This is a genomic window from Streptomyces sp. NPDC006335 (genome assembly GCF_040612795.1).
In the GTDB taxonomy this organism is placed as follows: domain Bacteria; phylum Actinomycetota; class Actinomycetes; order Streptomycetales; family Streptomycetaceae; genus Streptomyces.
In genome coordinates, this window is the sequence record NZ_JBEXQX010000011.1 from 269,056 (window position 1) to 287,553 (window position 18,498).

Annotated in this window: 2 protein-coding genes; both read right to left on the reverse strand. The window is 72.3% G+C overall.

Features of this window, described 5'->3' with window-relative positions; all coding sequences use genetic code 11:
- Positions 1-4 precede the first annotated feature (4 nt).
- Positions 5-8,494: an amino acid adenylation domain-containing protein gene (locus ABZ098_RS29025; protein ID WP_356596057.1), complete on the reverse strand. Its 8,490-nt coding sequence runs from the start codon at positions 8,492-8,494 to the stop codon at positions 5-7.
- Positions 8,494-18,498: amino acid adenylation domain-containing protein (locus ABZ098_RS29030; protein WP_356596059.1), on the reverse strand; the 10,005-nt coding region annotated here is incomplete at its 5' end. The genes ABZ098_RS29030 and ABZ098_RS29025, both read right to left, overlap by 1 nt.

The following is an 18,498-nucleotide window of genomic DNA, read 5'->3' on the forward strand; positions in this document are numbered from 1 at the left end:
GGGGTCAGCTTCCTCCGATATGGCGGGTGATGATCTCCGCGAGCTGCGCGACCGGTCCCGGAGTGAGCATGTCCCGGTGCTCACAGGGGATGTTGTGGTTCAGCACCCTTCCCGCCACGTGCTTTCGCCAGGACTCGGCGGCGGCGGAACCGTCGCCGGCGGTGAAGAACAGCACGTCTCCTCCGACCCGGCCGGGCACGAACGATCGCAGAACAGCGTTGTTGTGGGCCGCTGCCCGGGCGATGCCCCGTTCGCGCCGCAGGACTCGTTCCCGCATGGCCGGTTCCAACTGGGCCAGGTACTCCGCCAGCGCCTTTTCGCCGACACCCGCCCGTTTCATCTTCTCGGCGACCATGTCGTCCTCGTCCTGGGGCACCTCAGGTTCATTGCCGTCCGGAACACGGGAGTCGAGCATCACGAGCAGGTCGACCCGTTCGCCCATGTCCTGCAGCTTCGCCGCGATGGCGTGACAGACGACGCCGCCGAACGACCAGCCGAGCAGTGAGTACGGGCCGCTGGGCTGCACACGGCGCATGTTGTCGATGTAGTCCTCGGCCATTTCGTCGATGCTCCGCGGGGCCTTCCCGGCGTCGCTGATGGCCCGGGCCTGCAGTCCGTACACAGGACGGTCGGGGTCCAGGTGCGCCAGCAACCGTGCGTAGGCCCAGCTCAGCCCCACGACGGGATGGACACAGAACAACGGCGTCAGCGAGCCCTTGGCGCGAAGCGGGAGCAGCACGTCGAAGTCGCCGTCGTGGTGCTCGCTTCCGGTGCGCCGGGCGAGTTCGGCGACGGTGGGTGCCTCGAACACCGACCGGACCGACAGGTCCACTCCCAGGGTTTCACGGACGCGCGACACCAGCCGGGTCGCCAGCAGGGAATGGCCACCGAGGTTGAAGAAATCCTCCTCCAGACCGACCCTGGGCACTCCCAGGACCTCGGCGAACAGGCCGCACAGGAGTTCCTCCCGTGGGCTGAGCGGCGTGCCGGTCCCGGCCGCTCCCGCGAAGTCGGGCGCGGGCAGGGCCCGTCGGTCGAGCTTGCCGTTCGGGGTCAGCGGAATCGCGTCCAGGAGGACCACCGCTGCCGGCACCAGGTGATCGGGCAGCCGCTCGCGCAAGAACCTCACGAGCACACCCGGCAGCTCACCGGCCCTCGGCCGCGCCTCCTGCCTGGGGACGACGTAGGCGATCAGCTGCTGCTCGCCGGAATGGTCCCGTCGAGCGATCACCATGGCTTCGGTCACGTCCTCCTGGTCGGCCAGCACCGATGCGGCCATGCCCGGTTCGACCCGGAAGCCGCGGATCTTCACCTGGTCGTCGGAGCGGCCGAGGAACTCCAGGTTCCCGTCGGCCCGCCACCGCACGAGATCACCGGTGCGGTACATACGCCCACCCGGCTCCCCGAACGGACACGCCACGAACCGGCCCCCGGTCAGCCCGGACCGCCCGAGATAACCCCTGGCCAGGCCAACCCCGGCCAGGTACAACTCCCCCGTGACGCCCGGGAGGACCGGCTGCAAGCAATCGTCCAGCACGTAAACCCGGGTGTTCGCGATCGGCGCACCGATCGGCGGCGACGACATGCCGGCCGCCATCCGCGGCGGGCATTCCCAGGCCGTCACGTCGATCGACGCCTCGGTAGGGCCGTAGAGGTTGTGCAGCCGGGCCGGGCAGCGTGCCTGAAACTCCCGCACGGCGTCGCCGGACAACGCCTCACCACTGCAGATCACCTGCCGCAACCCGGCCAGCTGCTCCGGCCCGGCCTCGCCGAGCAGCGAACGCAGCATCGAGGGCACGAAGTGCGCGACCGTGACCCGCTCACGACGGATCAGTTCACCGATACGACGGGCGTCCCGGTGCTCACCAGGAGGAGCAACGACCAAGGTGGCACCCGCGAGCAAGGTGGCGAAGAACTCCCACACCGACACGTCGAACCCATAGGGCGTCTTCTGAATCACGCGGTCCTCGGCGGACAGGCCGTACCGCTCGATCATCCACACCAGCCGATTGACCACACCCTCATGCGGCACCATCACCCCCTTCGCAAGACCCGTCGTCCCCGAGGTGTAGATGACATACGCCGGGTTCGCCGGACGCAGTGGCGAGGCACGCTCGGCATCGCAGATGTCGTGCTCCGGCTGCGCGTCGAGGGCACTCACCGTCTCCGGACCATCCAGGAGGACCGTGGCGACGCCATAGGAGTCCGCGAGGGCCGCATCGGTGGTGACCACGCACGTCGGCGCCGTGTCCGCGAGCATGAAGCGGATGTGCTCGGCCGGGTACTCGGCATCGATCGGCAGGTACGCGGCCCCGGACTTCAGCACCGCCAGCAGCGCCACCACCAGGTCCCCCGAACGCGGCAGCGCCAGCCCGACGAAGCGCTCGGGGCCGGCTCCCCGCTCCATCAGCAGCCGCGCCAGGCGGTTGGCGCGAGCGTTCAGCCCGGCGTAGGTGAGCGTCTCACCGTCGCACACGACCGCGGGGGCGTGCGGCGTGCGAGCGGCCTGCTCCTCGAACAGCACCGGCAGCGGGACCGTCGGCATGGCCTGAGCTGTGTCGTTGCGATCGACGACCAGCTGACGTCGCTCGTCGTCGCTGAGCAGGTCGAGCGTGGCGAGCCGCCGCTCCGGCTGCCCGGCCACTGTTTCCAGCAGCTGGGTGAATCGGCGTGTGAGCGCCGTGACGTCGGCGGTGCCGAGGACGTCGGGGCGGTGGCCGAACCTGAAGGTGAGCTGCCGTCCCGGCACGGTGACGAGGGTGAGCGGATAGTGGGACTCACCGCCGGGACCGCCGACGTTCGCCACCTGGAACTCCGAGTCGGCGGCACCGGCCTCGGCGTCGACCGGATAGTTCTCGAACACGGTCAGGGTGTCGAACAGCTCCGGAATCCCGGCCAGGCTCTGAATCTCGGTCAGGTCCAGGTGCTGATACGGCACCAGGGCCGCCTGCTCCCGCTGCAGTCGGGTCATGAAGTCGGCGACCGACTCCGTGGGATGCAGACGGACACGCACCGGGATCGTGTTGATCAGCAGTCCGATCATGTGGGCGCTGCCCGGCAACTCCGGCGGGCGGACCGACACGGTCGTGCCGAACACGACGTCCCCGCTTCCGGTGACCCGACCGAGCAGTAGCGCCCACGCGCCCTGGACCAGCGTGTTCAGGGTGATGCCCCAGCCCCGGGCCCGCGCGACCAGCGTCCCGGTCAGCTCCGGCGAGAGCCGGACACGTGCCGACGCCGACTCCGCCACCGCGTCCCGTGCCCGGGATTCGGGAGCCAGCCGGGTCGGTTGGGTGAGCCCGGCCAGTGCGTCCTGCCAGGCGCCACGCGCCGCCTCCCGGTCCTGCCCTCGCAACCACTGCAAGTACTGCCGGTACGGCGGTGCGTACGGCAGCACCGTCTGGTCGCCGCCCGACCGGTGGAGCGCGAACAGTTCACGCATCAGCAACGGGCTGGACCAGCCGTCCAGCAGGATGTGGTGATGGGTGAACACCAGCCGGAACGAGCTGGGCGACCATCGGATCAGCGTGAAGCGCAGCAAGGGCGGGCACGACGGACGGAACGGGCGAGCGCGGTCGTCCGCGAGGATCTCCGCCAGCCTGTCCCGGCGGTCGTCCTCCGTGCATCCGGACAGGTCGAGTTCCTGCCACGGCAGCTCGACATCTCGGGGAACCACCTGGACGGGAGAGTCCAGACCTTCGTCGAAGAACCCCGCGGCGAGGTGCGGATGGCGCCGCAGCAGCGCCGTCGCAGCGGTCCGCAGGGCGTCCGGGCGGACGTCGCCGGTCAGCTCCAGAACCTGCTGCACGAGATACGCGCCACCACCCCCGGCTGATCCCGGGTCGGTTTCCAGTTCGTACCGCGCGTGGAACCACATGCCCTGCTGCAGCGGGGAGAGCGGCAGGACGTCCCGGACACCCGTCTCGGCGGCCTCCCACTTCTCGATCATCCGCTGTGGGACGGGGACCATCAGGTCCGAAGGCGTCAGGCCGCCCGTCGTGAGGGCCGCCAGTTCCCCGAGGACGGCGAACCAGGTGTCGGCCAGGGCGGCGATCTGCTCCTCGGTGAAGACGTTCCCCGCCCAGGACCAGTGCGCCGACAGCTCGGGGCCGCTCGCCCGGTCGTAGGTCACGGCGTTCAGATCGATCAGGTGGCGCAGCGGGGTCTCGGTGCCGTCCGCGACCGGGATGTGGAACAGCTCGGCGCCGCCGGAGGCCCCGGTGCCGGCGGCGGCGCCGAACCGTCCGAGGTAGTTGAAGCCGAACGACGGTCCGGGCCGGGCGGCCAGCACCTCGGCCGTCTCGGGGTCGAGGTGGCGCAGCAGACCGTAGCCGATGCCGTTGTCCGGGATCCTCCGCAGCTGCTCCTTGACGTGCTTCACGGCCTGTCCGAGGTCGCCGTCGCCGGGATCGAGCCGCACCGGGTACACGCTGGTGAACCAGCCGACGGTGTCCGACACGTCGACGTCGGGGCCGATCGCGGCGGACTCCCGGCCGTGTCCCTCCAGCTCGACCAGCACCGCCGAGCCGGAACCGCCGAGCGAGGCCCGCCACCGTGCCACGGCCACCGCGAACGCGGCCAGCAGCACGTCGTTCACACCGCCGTGGAACAGCGACGGAACCGTCGACAGGACCGGTCCCGCCACCTGCGCGGGCAACGACACCCGCAGCGACCGCAGCGAGGACGACGTGTCCACCGCCGGGTTGAGGGACCGCACCGGGAGAAGGTCCGCGGGCGCGGTGATCTCGGTCCACAGCGGCAGTTCCGCCCGCCGCCGCGGACTGGACGCCTGCTCGGCCAGCAGCCGAGACCAGCGCCGCCAGGATGTGCCGCGCCTGGCGCGCTGCCATGTCCTGCCCTCGGCGGCCGCGTCCCACGCCGCACGCAGGTCCGGCACCAGCACCCGCCACGACACCCCGTCCACCACCAGGTGATGCAGCACCAGCAGCACGTGGCCGGGACGGTCTCCCCGGTCGAACCAGACGACCCGCACCATGGCCCCGGACCAGGGATCCAGGTGCCCGACGGCGGTGGCCGCGGCCTTCCTGATCTCCTCGTCGTCGTCCGCACCGGACAGCGCGACCCGCTCGAAGCAGGCCGCCGCCGGGACCGAGCCCGGGCGGGTGATCTCCACGGTGGATCCGGTCAGTCGCATCCGCAGCGCGTCGTGCTGGTCGAGAACCGACTGCAGGCCGGCCACCAGCTCCGGCTCGGTGATCCCGGGGCGGCACTCCACCAGCATCGCCTGGTGGATCGAGCCGACGGCAGGTCCGCCGCTCTTCAGGAGCCAGCTCATGACCGGTGTCGGCGTCGCCTCGCCGACACCGTCGTCGTCCGCCGGGGCGGGGCCGGGCTCCTGCTCCGCCTCCGTGACCGCCACCGCCAGTTTCGCGACGGTGGGGTGCTCGAACACGTCCCGCGCCGTGGCGGTCAGACCCGCTTCCCGCATCCGGGACACCAGGCGCAGTACCGAGATGGAGTCGCCGCCGAGGTCGAAGAAGTTGTCCTCGGTTCCGGCCTCGGCCACCCCGAGGACCGCCGCGAACAGCTCGCACAGGAGCTGCTCCCGCGGACCGCGGGCCGGACGGCCGCGGGCGTCCCGCGCCGGTCGGCCGGGGGCCGGGAGCGCGCGCCGGTCGACCTTGCCGTACGCGGTCATGGGCAGCGCGTCCATCACCACCACGGCGGCCGGGACCAGATGGCCCGGCAGCCGGTCCCGCAGCCAGGCACGCGTCTCGTCCGGCAGGCCCGCGGCACGGTGGCCGGCGGCGGGTACGACGTAGGCGACCAGACGACGCGGCGCGTCGGGCGTGTCCTGCCGCGCGATCACCACGGCGTGGGCGACCGCGGGGTGAGTGGACAGCACGGACTCCACCTCACCGGGCTCGATCCTGAAGCCCCGGACCTTCACCTGGTCGTCGGTGCGACCGAGGAACTCCAGGTCGCCGTCGGCCCGCAGACGGACCAGGTCGCCGGTCCGGTACATCCGCTCGCCCGTCTCGCCGAACGGGCACGCGACGAACCGGCTCGCCGTCAGCCCGGCGCGGTCCCAGTAGCCCCTGGCCACTCCGATGCCCGCGACGTACAGCTCCCCCGCGGTCCCGGGCGGCACCGGACGCAGCCAGCCGTCCAGCACGTACACCCGGGTGTGGTCCAGAGGTGTCCCGATGGGTACCAGCCCGTCCGCGGCGGTGAGGGGTCCGCTGGTCGTGGCGCACACGGTGATCTCGGTCGGGCCGTAGGCGTTCACCAGCATGCGGTCGGACGACCATTCAGCCGCCAGTCCGGTGGAGAGTTCCTCGCCACCGGCGGCCACGAGCTCCAGACCGGGCAACCGGCCGGTGGGCAGGGTCGCCAGGACGGTCGGCGACAGCATCGCGTGTGTCACGCCGTGTTCGGTGAGGAACCCGGCGAGATCCTCGCCCACCAGTCTCTGCTCCGGGATGGCCAGGCAGGCCCCAGCGCCCCAGGCCATGGCCAGTTCGAACACGGAGGCGTCGAAGCTCGGCGAGGCGAGTCTCGACACCCGGCTTCCCGGGCCCAGCGCATACCGCGCGCGGACCGCTTCGGCGAGGTTCGGCACGCCGGCATGCGGCACCACGACGCCCTTGGGCCGTCCGGTCGTGCCGGAGGTGTAGATCATGTACGCGGGGTGCGCGGCGGCCAGTGACCCGTGCCGTTCGGCATCGGTGACGTCGGCGTCGGAGAGCGTGCGCAGCGCGCCGGTGAGGCCCTGGTCATCGAGGGTGATCACCGGGCTGCCGGTCCCGGAGAGGCCCCCGCCCGTGCCGAGGAGGATCAGGGCCGGTCGGGCGTCGGCCAGCGTCCAGCGGACGCGTTCTTCCGGGTAGTCGGGATCGATGGGCACAAAGGCGGCGCCCGCCTTGGCCACAGCCAGCTGTGCCACCACCAGCTCGGGCGAGTTCCGTATGACCAGCGCGACGAACTGCTCCGGCCCGACGCCCTGCGCGATCAGGTACCGGGCCAGCCGGTTGGCCCGGGCGTTCAGCTCGCGGTAGCTCACCGCGCCACCGTCGCCCAGCACCGCGGGCGTCTCCGGTGCCCGTACGGCGTGCTGTTCGAAGAGCTCGTGCAGCGTACGGGGCTGGGGTGGCCGATCGGTGTGGCCGGGGCCGCCCGTCACTTCGGTCAGCAGTCGGCGTTCGTCGTCGGTGAGGAGGTCCAGGTCCGCCTGGCGTCGGTGTGGGGTGTGGGCGGTGGTTTCCAGCAACCGCAGGAACCGATCGGACAGGGCGGTCACCGTGTCGCGGGCGAGGACGTCGGGGTGGTGGCTGAAGCGGAGTGTGAGCTGTCGGCCGGGCGTGACGACCAGGCTCAGCGGGTAGTGCGAGGCGTCGCCGCCCCGTCCGCTGCGCCGGGCCAGCCGGAATGGCGCCCCGGACTGCGCTGCCCGGGCGTCGACGGGATAGTTCTCGAACACCGTCAGGGTGTCGAACAACTCGTCGAGGCCGGCCAGTCGCTGGATCTCGCCGAGGTCGAGGTGCTGGTGCCCGATGAGGGCCGACTGCTCCCGCTGCAGACGGATCAGCAGGTCGCGAACCGGCTCGGCGGGGTCCAGCCGCACCCGCAGCGGGACGGTGTTGATCATGAGGCCGATCATGCGGTCGCTGCCGGCCAGTTCGGGCGGGCGCACGGACACCGTCGTGCCGAAGACGATGTCGTCGCCGCCGGTGACCCCGCCCAGCAGGATCGCCCAGAGTCCCTGGACGACCGTGTTCAGGGTGATGCCCCACTCCCGTGCCCGGGCGGACAGCCGTTCGGTGAGGGCCGCCGGCAGGCGGACCTGCACGGACTGCGGGACCGTAGCCACGTCCCGCGTCGATATTCCCGGTGCCAGCCGGGTCCCTTCCCGCAGCCCGGTCAGTGCGCTGCGCCATGCCTCACGCGCCACCTCGCGGTCCTGCCGGTGCAGCCACTCCAGGTAGCCGCGCAGGGGAGGGACATACGGCAGGGCCGCGGTGTCCCCGTCGGCGTGGTAGAGGGCGAACAGTTCGTGCAGCAGAAGGGGCAACGACCAGCCGTCGAGCAGGATGTGGTGATTGGTCACCACCAGCCGGACATCGTCAGCCGTGAGCCGGACCAGGGTGAACCGCAGCAGCGGCGGACGCGTCGGCTCGAACCGGCGGCGCCAGTCCGCGTCCAGGATCTCCGCCAGCCGGCCCTCGCGGGCATGCTCGGAGAGCCCGGACAGATCGAACTCCTGCCACGGCACTTTGATGTCGGCGGGTATCACCTGCACGGGGGCATCCAGGCCGGCGTGGAAGAACCCCGCGGCCAGATGCGGGTGCCTGCGCAGCAGGGCGTGCGCGGCGGCCTTCATCCGGTCCTCGGCCACCGCGCCGTCCAGCTCGAGCACCTGCTGGATCACGTACACGTCGCCGTCTGCCGCGCCGGACTCCAGCCCGTACCAGGCGTGAAACCACAATCCACGCTGCAAAGGGGAGAGAGGCAGGATGTCGGCGGGCTTGGCCATCACAGGTCCTTCCACAGGTCTTCGATCTGGTCGATCTGCGCCTGGTCGAGCGGGATGATCAGATCGGACGGGGTCAGGCCGCCTGCCTCGGGACGACGGGCATGGCCGGCGAGTCGGGTCAGAGCGGTGAACCACATGCCGGCCAGCTCGGACAGTTGGCCGGCGGTGAAGAGGTTCCCGGCCCACGACCAGTGGGCGGTGAGCTCGGGGCCGTCCGGCCGGTCGTGGGTGAACGCGTTGAGATCGATCAGGTGACGTGCCGGAGTGGCCACGACGTTCGGAGCGGTGGCGGGGAACAGGGCCGACCCTCCGTCCGCCGGCGCGGCGAACCGGCCGAGGTAGTTGAAGCCGAGCAGCGGACCGGGCAGTTCGGCCAGGACGCGGGCGGTGTCCGGGTTCAGATGGCGCAGCAGGCCGTAGCCGATGCCGTTGTCCGGGATGTCGCGCAGCTGTTCCTTGACCTGTTTCACCGCACGGTCCAGATCCGTTCCCGAGCCGAGGTCGACGGCGCCGGGGTCGAGCCGTACCGGGTACATGCTGGTGAACCAGCCCACGGTGTCGGAGACGTCCAGTCCGGTGCCGATCGCGTCGGCCTCCCGGCCATGCCCCTCCACCTCGACCAGTACGGACGTGCCCGTGACGCCGAGCGACAAGCGCCACCGGGCCACGGCGGCCGCGAACGCCGCCAGCAGCACGTCGTTCACGCCGCCGTGGAACAACGCCGGCACTTCGGAGAGCAGCGGGCGGGTCACCTCGGGGGGCAGCGACACCTCCAGCGACCGTACCGAACGCGACGTGTCCACCGCCGGGTCGAGCGCACGCACCGGCCAGGGGTCCGGCCGGCCCAGGATGGCCGTCCAACGCGGCAGCTCCGCGACCCGCTCCCGGCTCAGCGCCTGCTCGGACAGCAGCCGGGACCACCGCAGCCACGACGTGCCTCGTGCCCCGCGCCGCCATGCGCGGCCCTCCGCGGCGGCCTCCCAGGCCGCGCGCAGGTCCGGCAGCAGCACCCGCCAGGAGACGCCGTCCACCACGAGGTGGTGCAGCACCAGCAAGGCCTGGCCGGAGCTGAACCACACCGCCCGCAGCATCGCTCCGGTCCGGGGCGCCAGCTGCCCCACCGCCGCCGCGGCCGCGCGCGTCATCTCCTCGCGCTGCGCCGCCGCGTCCAGCTCGCAGAGATCGATCCGCTGGAAGCAGTCCTCGGCCCGCACCGAGCCGGGCTCGGTGATCTCGATCGTCCAGTCCTCGGCCTCGCTGATCCGCATGCGCAGCGCGTCGTGCTGATCCAGCACGGCCTGCAGGCCCGCCAGGAACGCGGACTCGGAGATCCCCGCCGGGCAGTCGACGAGCATCGCCTGGTTGGCCGAGTCGACCGCCGGGCCATTGCCGTCGAACAACCACCGCATGATCGGCGTTGGCGGCGCGGTTCCCACGCCGTCGTCGGCGTCGTACGTGCCCGCGACCTCGGCCGCCGTCGAGGCCAGGGCGGCGACCGTCGGGTGCTCGAACACCTGACGCACGCTCACCACCAGCCCGGCCGCACGGATCCGGGTCACCAGGCGCAGCGCGGAGATGGAGTCGCCGCCCAGGTCGAAGAAGTTGTCCGCGACACCGACGGTCGGCAGACCGAGCACGTCGGCGAACACCGCGCACAGCGCCTCCTCACGGGCGCCGCCCGGGGCTCCGCCCTGACCGGAGACGGCGGCGAAGTCCGGGTCGGGCAGCGCACGCCGGTCGATCTTGCCGTTGCTGGTCAGGGGTAGCGCGTCCAGCACCACCACGGCGGCCGGGACCAGGTAGTCGGGCAGCCGCTCGCGCAGGGATCGGGTGATCTCCTCGGCGAGACCGTCATCGGCCGGAGCGGCGGGCACGACATACGCTACGAGGCGGTGGTCCCGCGCGATCACGGTGGCGGAAGCCACCGCGTCGTGCCCGGCCAGAGCCGCCTCGACCTCGCCGGGCTCGACCCGGAAGCCGCGGATCTTCACCTGGTCGTCGGCACGGTCGAGGAACTCGAGCACTCCCCCGCCGTTCCAGCGCACGACATCGCCGGTCCGGTACATGCGCTCGCCGGCGCCCCCGAACGGGCAGGCGACGAACCGGTCGGCGGTCAGTCCGGCGCGTCCCAGGTACCCTCGCGCCACACCGGCACCCGCCAGGTACAGCTCCCCCGGGGTGCCGGGGGGTACCAGGGCGAGTCCGGCGTCGAGGACGTACGCTCGCACGCCGGACAGCGGAGTGCCGATCGGGACCCGGTCGGGCACATCGGCCGTCATGGGATGCCGGGTCGCGAAGGTGGTCGTCTCCGTCGGGCCGTAGCCGTCGACCACCACCAGCCCCGGGCAGGCGGCCAGCACTCGGCGGACCGCGGGGGCCGGGACCACCGCACCGCCGGTCCAGATCTCCCGCAGTCCTGCGAAGCAGTCCGGTGCCTCGTCGGCGAACGCCTGGAACAGTCCGGCGGTCAGCCACATCGCCGTGACGCCGTGCCGGCCGGTCGCCCACCGCACGGCATCGGTGTCGAGCTCGGCCTGTGCGAGCACCACACGCCCTCCGGAGAGCAGCGGGATCCACAGCTCGTAGGTCGACGCGTCGAACACGGACGGGGAGTGCGCGAGGACCCGCTCGTGGGCCCCGGTGCGGAAGCACGACGCCAGCGCGAGCCCGGTCACATCGGCGTGCGGGACCACGACACCCTTGGGCACTCCGGTCGACCCGGACGTGTACATCACGTAGGCCGGGTTCGCCGCCCGCGACGGGGCGAGCCGGTCCGCGTCGGTGACGTCGTCGCCGGACCGGTCGAGGTCGTCGGCCGTTTCCACGGGGACGAGCGGCAGGCTCGCGGCCTCCCTCACCGCGCAGTCGTGCGCGGCGATGACGCAGACCGCCCCGGTGTCCTCGAGCATCAACCGCACACGGTCCGCGGGATGGCCCGGATCGATCGGCAAGTAGCCCGCGCCCGCCTTGAGTACCGCGAGCACGGCCACGACCTGGTCAGCCGACCGGGGGACCGCCACGCCGACGAAGCGCTCGGGACCGGCGCCCGACTCGATCAGCCGGCGTGCGAGCCGGTTCGCCCGTGTGTTCACCTCGTGATACGTCAGCTGCCGGCCGTCCCAGACCACGGCGACGGCGTCGGGGGTGAGGGCGACCTGGCGCTCGAACAGTGCCTGAACCGGCTCGGTCCGGGCGGCCGGCGCGTCACCGGTCCCGAAACCCGGCAAGGCGCGGTGTTCCTCCGCGGTGAGCAGATCGATCGCGCCGATCCGCAGGCCGGGCTCGGCCGTCGCCGCGTCGAGCAGCCGGACCAGCCGGCGGCCCAGCGCCTCGACGGTGTCCGGGTCGTAGAGGTCGGCGCTGTACTCGACGTGCGCGGTGATCCCGTCCGGGTCGCCGTCCGCGCCCCGGCGTTCGCGCATGCTGAACGTGAGGTCGAACCGGGCGGTGCGCCCGGTGACGGGCACCGGCTCCACCCGCAGGCCGGGCAGGGTCAGGCCCGCGTCGGCGTTGTTCTGCAGCACCAGCATGACCTGGAAGAGCGGGTGGTGGGCCAGCGTCCGATGCGGGTTCAGCGCGTCGACGAGGTGCTCGAACGGCACGTCCTGGTGCGCGTACGCGGCCAACGCGCGCTCGCGCACCCGGCTCAGCAACTCGGCGAACGTCGGGTTGCCGCCGGTGTCGGTGCGCAGCACCAGCGTGTTGACGAACAGACCGACCAAGTCGTCCAGGTCCGAGTCGGTGCGCCCCGCCACCGGGGTACCGACGGGGATGTCGGTGCCGGCGCCCAGCCGCGTCAACAGTGCCGCGAGCCCGGCCTGGAGGACCATGAACACGGTGGCGCCCGCGGCCTGCGCGGCCGCCACGATCCGGGCGTGCACCTGCGGGTCGATCTCGAACGTCAGGGCGCCGCCGTGGTGGGACGCGACGCCGGGCCGCGGCCGGTCGCCGGGCAGCCCCACCTGTTCGGGCAGATCCCGCAGCGCCTCCCGCCAGTACGCGAGCTGGCCGGCGACCGAGCTGTCCGGATCGTCCGGGGCGCCCAGCAACTCCCGCTGCCACACCGCGTAGTCGGCGTACCGCACCGGCAGTGCCGGCCACACCGGCGGCCGGCCGGCGACCCGCGCGGCGTAGGCCAGCCCCAGGTCGCGCAGCAGCGGCCCCATCGACCAACCGTCGCTGGCGCTGTGGTGCATGACCAGGACGAACACCCAGGCGTCGGCGGCCTGGAGCAACTCGGCGCGGACCGGTATCTCGTCCGACAGTTCGAAGCCGTGCTGGGCTGCCCGTGCCACCAGTCCGGGCACGTCCTCCGGCTCGACCTCGGTGACCGGCATCGGCACGGCCGGGAGCGGGGGGAGGATCCGCTGCACGGCGTCCCCGTCCGCCTCCACGATCATCGTGCGCAACGGCTCGTGCCGGTTCACCACGTCCGTGAGCGCGGCGCGCAGCGCGTCCGGGTCGAGCTCACCGCTCAGCCGCAGGACAACGGGCATGTTGTAGACGGGGTTCGGGCCGTCGAGCCGGTGCAGGAACCACAGCCGCTGCTGCGCGAAGGACACCGGCACCAGGTCGGCGCCCGCGACCGGACCCAGCGCGGGCCGAGAGCTCGCAAAGGCCCGCCTGAGCCGCCCGGCCAGACCGGACACGGTGGGCTCCTCGAACACCGACCGCACGGACAGCTCGGCACCCAGCGCCGCGCGGACCCGGGAGACCAGGCGTGTCGCCAGCAGGGAGTGCCCGCCCAGTTCGAAGAAGTCGTCGTCCACCCCGACCCCCGGCAGCCCCAGCACCTCGGCGAAGAGTCCGCAGAGCACCTCCTCCTCGGGCGTACGGGGCACACCGCCGCCCATGGCGGCGGCGAAGTCCGGTGCGGGCAGCGCGGACTGGTCCACCTTGCCGTTGCGGGTCAGCGGCAGCGCGTCCAGCACCACCACGGCGGCCGGGACCAGGTAGTCCGGCAGTCGCTCGCGCAGGAACTCCCGCAGCATCGCGGGATCGCCGCCCGCGGCGGAGTCGGCGGGCACCACGTACGCGACGAGGCGGGGGTCGCCGGGCCGGTCCTCCCGGACGACCACCGTGGTCTGCGACACCGTCTTGTGCGAGGACAGCACCGACGCGACCTCACCCGGCTCGATCCGGAAGCCGCGCAGCTTGACCTGGTCGTCGGCGCGGCCGAGGAACTCCAGGTTCCCGTCCCGCAACCAGCGCACCACGTCGCCCGTCCGGTACATCCGGCCACCGAACGGGCAAGCCACGAAGCGGCTCGCGGTCAGCGAGGGACGCCCGAAATAGCCCCGGGCCAGGCCGGCGCCCGCGAGATACAGTTCACCGGCCACGCCCGGCGGCACCGGCTGCAGGCGGTCGTCGAGCACGTAGACCCGCATGTTGATCAGGGGTGTCCCGATGGGGACCGGACCCCCGGCCCCGGTGAGCGGTGCGCTCATCGTGGCTCCGACGGTGGCCTCGGTCGGACCGTAGCCGTTGAGCACCCTGCGGCTCGCGGCCCACCGTCCGATCAGCCCCGGCGACACCGATTCGCCGCCGACGAGAACACAGTCCAGGCTGGGCATGCCGTCCTCGGGCAGGGTCGCCAGCACGGTCGGCGGCAGCGTCGCGTAGGTGACGCCGCGGCGGTCGATGAACGCGGCCAGTTCGTCGCCCGCCATCCCGCTGTCCGGCAGTTCGAGCCGGGCACCGGAGGTCAGGGCCATCCAGATCTCCCACACCGTGATGTCGAAGCTCAGCGAGGCGAACTGGAGCACCCGGACGTCCGGCCCGGTCCCGCAGCGCTGTGCGGCCGAGGCGGCGAGGCCGGGCAGGCCCCGGTGGGTCACCACCACGCCCTTGGGCCGCCCGGTGGTGCCGGAGGTGTAGATGACGTAGGCGGCGTTGGCCCAGGTCAGCGGGGCCGTGCGATCGGTGTCGACGACGTCGTGTCCGGGCAGTGCGGCCACGGCACCGCACAGGTCCGGGTCGTCCAGCCGGAGAACCGGGACCGGGGGGACACCGGCGACGGCGTCCCCGGCGGTCACCAGGCAGACCGGGCGGATCTCGTCGACGATCAGGCGGATCCGCTCCGCGGGCAGGTCCGGGTCGATCGGCACATAGCCGGCGCCGGACTTGAGCACGGCGAGCAGCGCCACGATCATGTCCGCCGACCGGGGGACGGCCAGTGCCACGAACCGCTCGGGTCCCGCGCCCTGGCCGATCAGACGGCGTGCGAGCCGATTGGCGCGAGCGTTCAGCTCGGCGTAGGTGACCGACTCGTCCTCGAAGGCGACCGCCACCGCGTCCGGCGTACGTCGCACCTGACGCTCGAACAGCTCCGGGGCGGGCACCTCGGGTACGGCGCGTGCGGTGTCGTTCCACTCCTCCAGCAGCCGGTTCCGCTCGGCCTCGCCGAGCACGTCCACGGCACCGAGGCGGACACGCGGGTCCGTGACCGCCGAGTCGAGGAACCGCACCCAACGCTCCACCAGCGACTCGACGGTGACGGCGTCGTAGAGATCGGTGCGGTACTCCACCCAGCCCCTGATCCCCTGCGGGACGCCGTCCTCGTCAGAGCGTTCCCGCAGGCTGAAGGTGAGGTCGAACCGCGCGTCGTTGGCGGTCGCCACCGGTTCGCGGGTCACCCGGACACCCGGCAGCTGGGGGGTCGCTTCCCCGGCGTTCTGCAGCGCCAGCAGGATCTGGAAGAGCGGGTGGTGCGACAGGGACCGACGAGGGCTGAGCGCGTCCACCAGCCGCTCGAACGGCACGTCCTGGTTGGCGTACGCCGACAACGCCGTCTCGCGCACCCGGTCCAGCAACTCGGCGAAGGTCGGGTCGCCGGAGGTGTCCGTGCGCAGCACCAGCGTGTTGACGAAGAACCCGACGAGATCGTCCAGTGCCTCGTCGGTGCGGCCGGCCACCGGCGATCCGATCGGGATGTCCGTGCCCGCGCCCAGCCGCGTCAGCACTCCCGCCAGCGCCGCCTGCAACACCATGAAGACGCTGACGCCCGCGGCCCGCGCCGTGCCCACCAGCCGGGCGTGCGTCGCGGGAGCGATCTCGAAGGGCATCCCCGCGCCCCGCGAGGAGGCCACCGCCGGCCGGGGCCGGTCGCCGGGCAACCCGACCTGCTCGGGCAGGTCCCGCAGCGCCTCCCGCCAGTACGCGAGCTGCGCCGTGATCGGGCTCAGCGGGTCGTCGAGTGTGCCGAGCAGATCTCGCTGCCACATGGCGAAGTCCGCGTACTGCACCGGCAACGGCGTCCAGGCCGGCGGTTCTCCGGCGGCCCGCGCGGCATAGGCGCGGGACAGATCGCGCAGCAGGGGTGCCGTCGACCAGCCGTCGTGGGCCACGTGGTGGACGACGATGCTCAGCACCCAGGTCCCGGAGTCGGCGACCCGCAACAGTGCCGCCCGGAGCGGGATGTCGGTCGCCAGGTCGAAGCCCTGCTCGGCGACGTCGGCCAGCGCGTCGGTCAGACCCGCCTCGGTCACCTCCGTCACGGGCAGCGGTACATCCACGTCGGCGGGCAGGATCGTCTGCACCGGCGTGCCGTCGATCTCCGTGAAGACCGTCCGCAGTGCCTCGTGCCGGGCTACGACATCGGCCAGCGCAGCACGCAACGCGTCCTCGTCCAGTTCGCCGCCGAGCCGGAACACCACCGGAACGCCGGTGGCGGGTGCTTCGCCGTCCATGCGGTTCATGAACCACATGCGCTGCTGGGCGAAGGAGACCGGCACACGTTCCGGTCGCTCCATGGGCACCAGCGGGGGCCGCGTCGCGCCCGACGCCGCCGTGACCCGTCGTACCAGGTCCGCGACCGTGGGCGCCTCGAAGACCGCCCGGACCGACAACTCGGCCCCCAGCGCCGCGCGGACTCGGGAGACCAGGCGCGTCGCCAGCAGGGAGTGCCCGCCCAGGTCGAAGAAGTTGTCGTCCGGCCCGACCCTGGGCAGCCCCAGCACGTCGGCGAACAGCTCGCACATCACCTCTTCCGGTCCGGTGCGCGGGGCCGCACCCGTCCCGGCCATGGCCGCGTAGTCGGGGGCCGGCAGCGCCCGGTGGTCGACCTTGCCGTTGGGCGTGAGCGGCATCCCGGCGACGACCACGACGGCGGCGGGCACCAGGTAGTCGGGCAGCCGCTCCCGCAGGAACTCCCGCAACTCGCGATCGAGGCCGTCCCCCGGCACGGCCGGGACGACGTAGGCCACCAGACGGCGGTCGCCCGGCTGATCCTCCCGCGCCACGACGACGGCCCGGGCGACCCGCTCATGCCCGGACAGCACGGCCTCGATCTCGCCGGGCTCGATCCGGAACCCGCGGATCTTGACCTGGTCGTCCGCGCGGCCGACGAACTCGAGGTCGCCGTCGCGCCGCCACCGTACGACGTCCCCGGTGCGGTACATCCGCTCGCCGGCGCCCCCGAACGGGCAGGACACGAACCGGCCCGCGGTCAGCGAGGGACGCCCCAGGTAGCCCCGGGCCAGACCGAGGCCCGTGACGTACAGTTCGCCCGCCACGCCCGGCGGCACCGGCCGCAACCGGCTGTCGAGCACATACACCCGGGTGTTGTCCAACGGGCGTCCGATCGAGACCGGTCCGTGCGAGACACCGAGGGCTTCGCTCAGCGTGGCGCCGACCGTGGTCTCGGTGGGGCCGTATCCGTTGAGGATCCGGCGACCGGTCGACCATCGGGACACCAGTCCCGGCGGCGCCGCCTCACCGACGAGGACGACGCATTCCAGGTCGGGCAGCTCATCGGGCACCAGCGTGGCCAGCACCGACGGCGGCAGGGTCGTGTGCGTGACCCGGTGTCCGACGAGGAAAGCCGTCAACTCGGCGCCGGCCAGCGCCCTGTCCGGTGCCACCAGGCACGCCCCGGACAGCAGTGCCAGGAAGGTCTCCGCGATCGCGGCGTCGAAGCTCGGCGAGGCGAGCTGCGGCAACCTGCTGCCCGGGCCGATCCGGCACCGGTGAGCGACCGTCAGCGCGAGGTTGGGCAGGCCGCGGTGGGACACCACGACGCCCTTGGGCGTGCCACTGGTCCCCGAGGTGTAGATGACATAGGCCGCGTGGGAGGCCGAGACCGAAGGCCGGGCGAGGTCGTCGCCGGAGTAGCCGGAGAAGCGGGGCCCACCGTCCTCGTCGTCGAGGAGGAACACCGGGGTGTCGCCGACGGCGGCCTGCGTCGCCCGGACGCGTGTGGTGGTGACCAGGCAGACCGGGGCGGTGTCGTCGAGCATGAACCGGATCCGGCCGGCCGGGTGATCGGGATCGATCGGCACGAATGCCGCCCCGGTCTTGAGCACCGCCAGCTCGGCGGCGACCAGGTCGACGGAGCGGGGCAGGGCCAGTGCCACGAAGCGCTCCGGGCCGGCGCCGTGCTCGATCAGCGCTCGCGCGAGCCGGTTCGCCCGGGCGTTGAGTTCGGCGTACGTGACCGATTCGCCCTCGGACACCACGGCCAAGGCCTCCGGCGTCCGGACGGCCTGCTGTTCGAAGAGCGCGGGCGCAAAGGCGCCGGGGATCTCGCGCGCGGTGTCGTTGCGCAACGTGAGTATCTGGTGCCGCTCCTCGGCGGTGAGCAGGTCGATCGTGCCGAGTCGTCGGTGGGGGGTACCGGTCGCCTCGTCGAGCAGCCGTACCCAGCGCTGGACGAGTGTGTCGATGGTGTCTTCGTCGTAGAGGTCGGTGGTGTACTCCACCCAGCCGGTGAGGCCCTGCGGACTGCCGTCATGACCGCGTCGCTCCTGCAGACTGAAGGTCAGGTCGAAACGGGCCCTGTCGCCGCGCAAACGTTCGCGGGTGGTGTCGATGCCGGGCAGGTCCAGTGCGGCCTCGGCCGTGTTCTGGAGCACCATCATGATCTGGAACAGCGGGTGGTGGGCCAGGGAACGGCGGGGATTGAGCAGGTCGACCAGACGCTCGAAGGGCACGTCCTGATGGGCGTAGGCGGACAGGGCGGTGTCCCGCACACGGTCCAGCAGTTCGGCGAAGGTCGGGTCCCCGCT

What these genes read in the sequence shown, in the direction of transcription:
- ABZ098_RS29025 (WP_356596057.1), bottom strand. Translation starts at nt 8,494, where the DNA reads ATGGCCAAGCCCGCCGACATCCTGCCTCTCTCCCCTTTGCAGCGTGGA.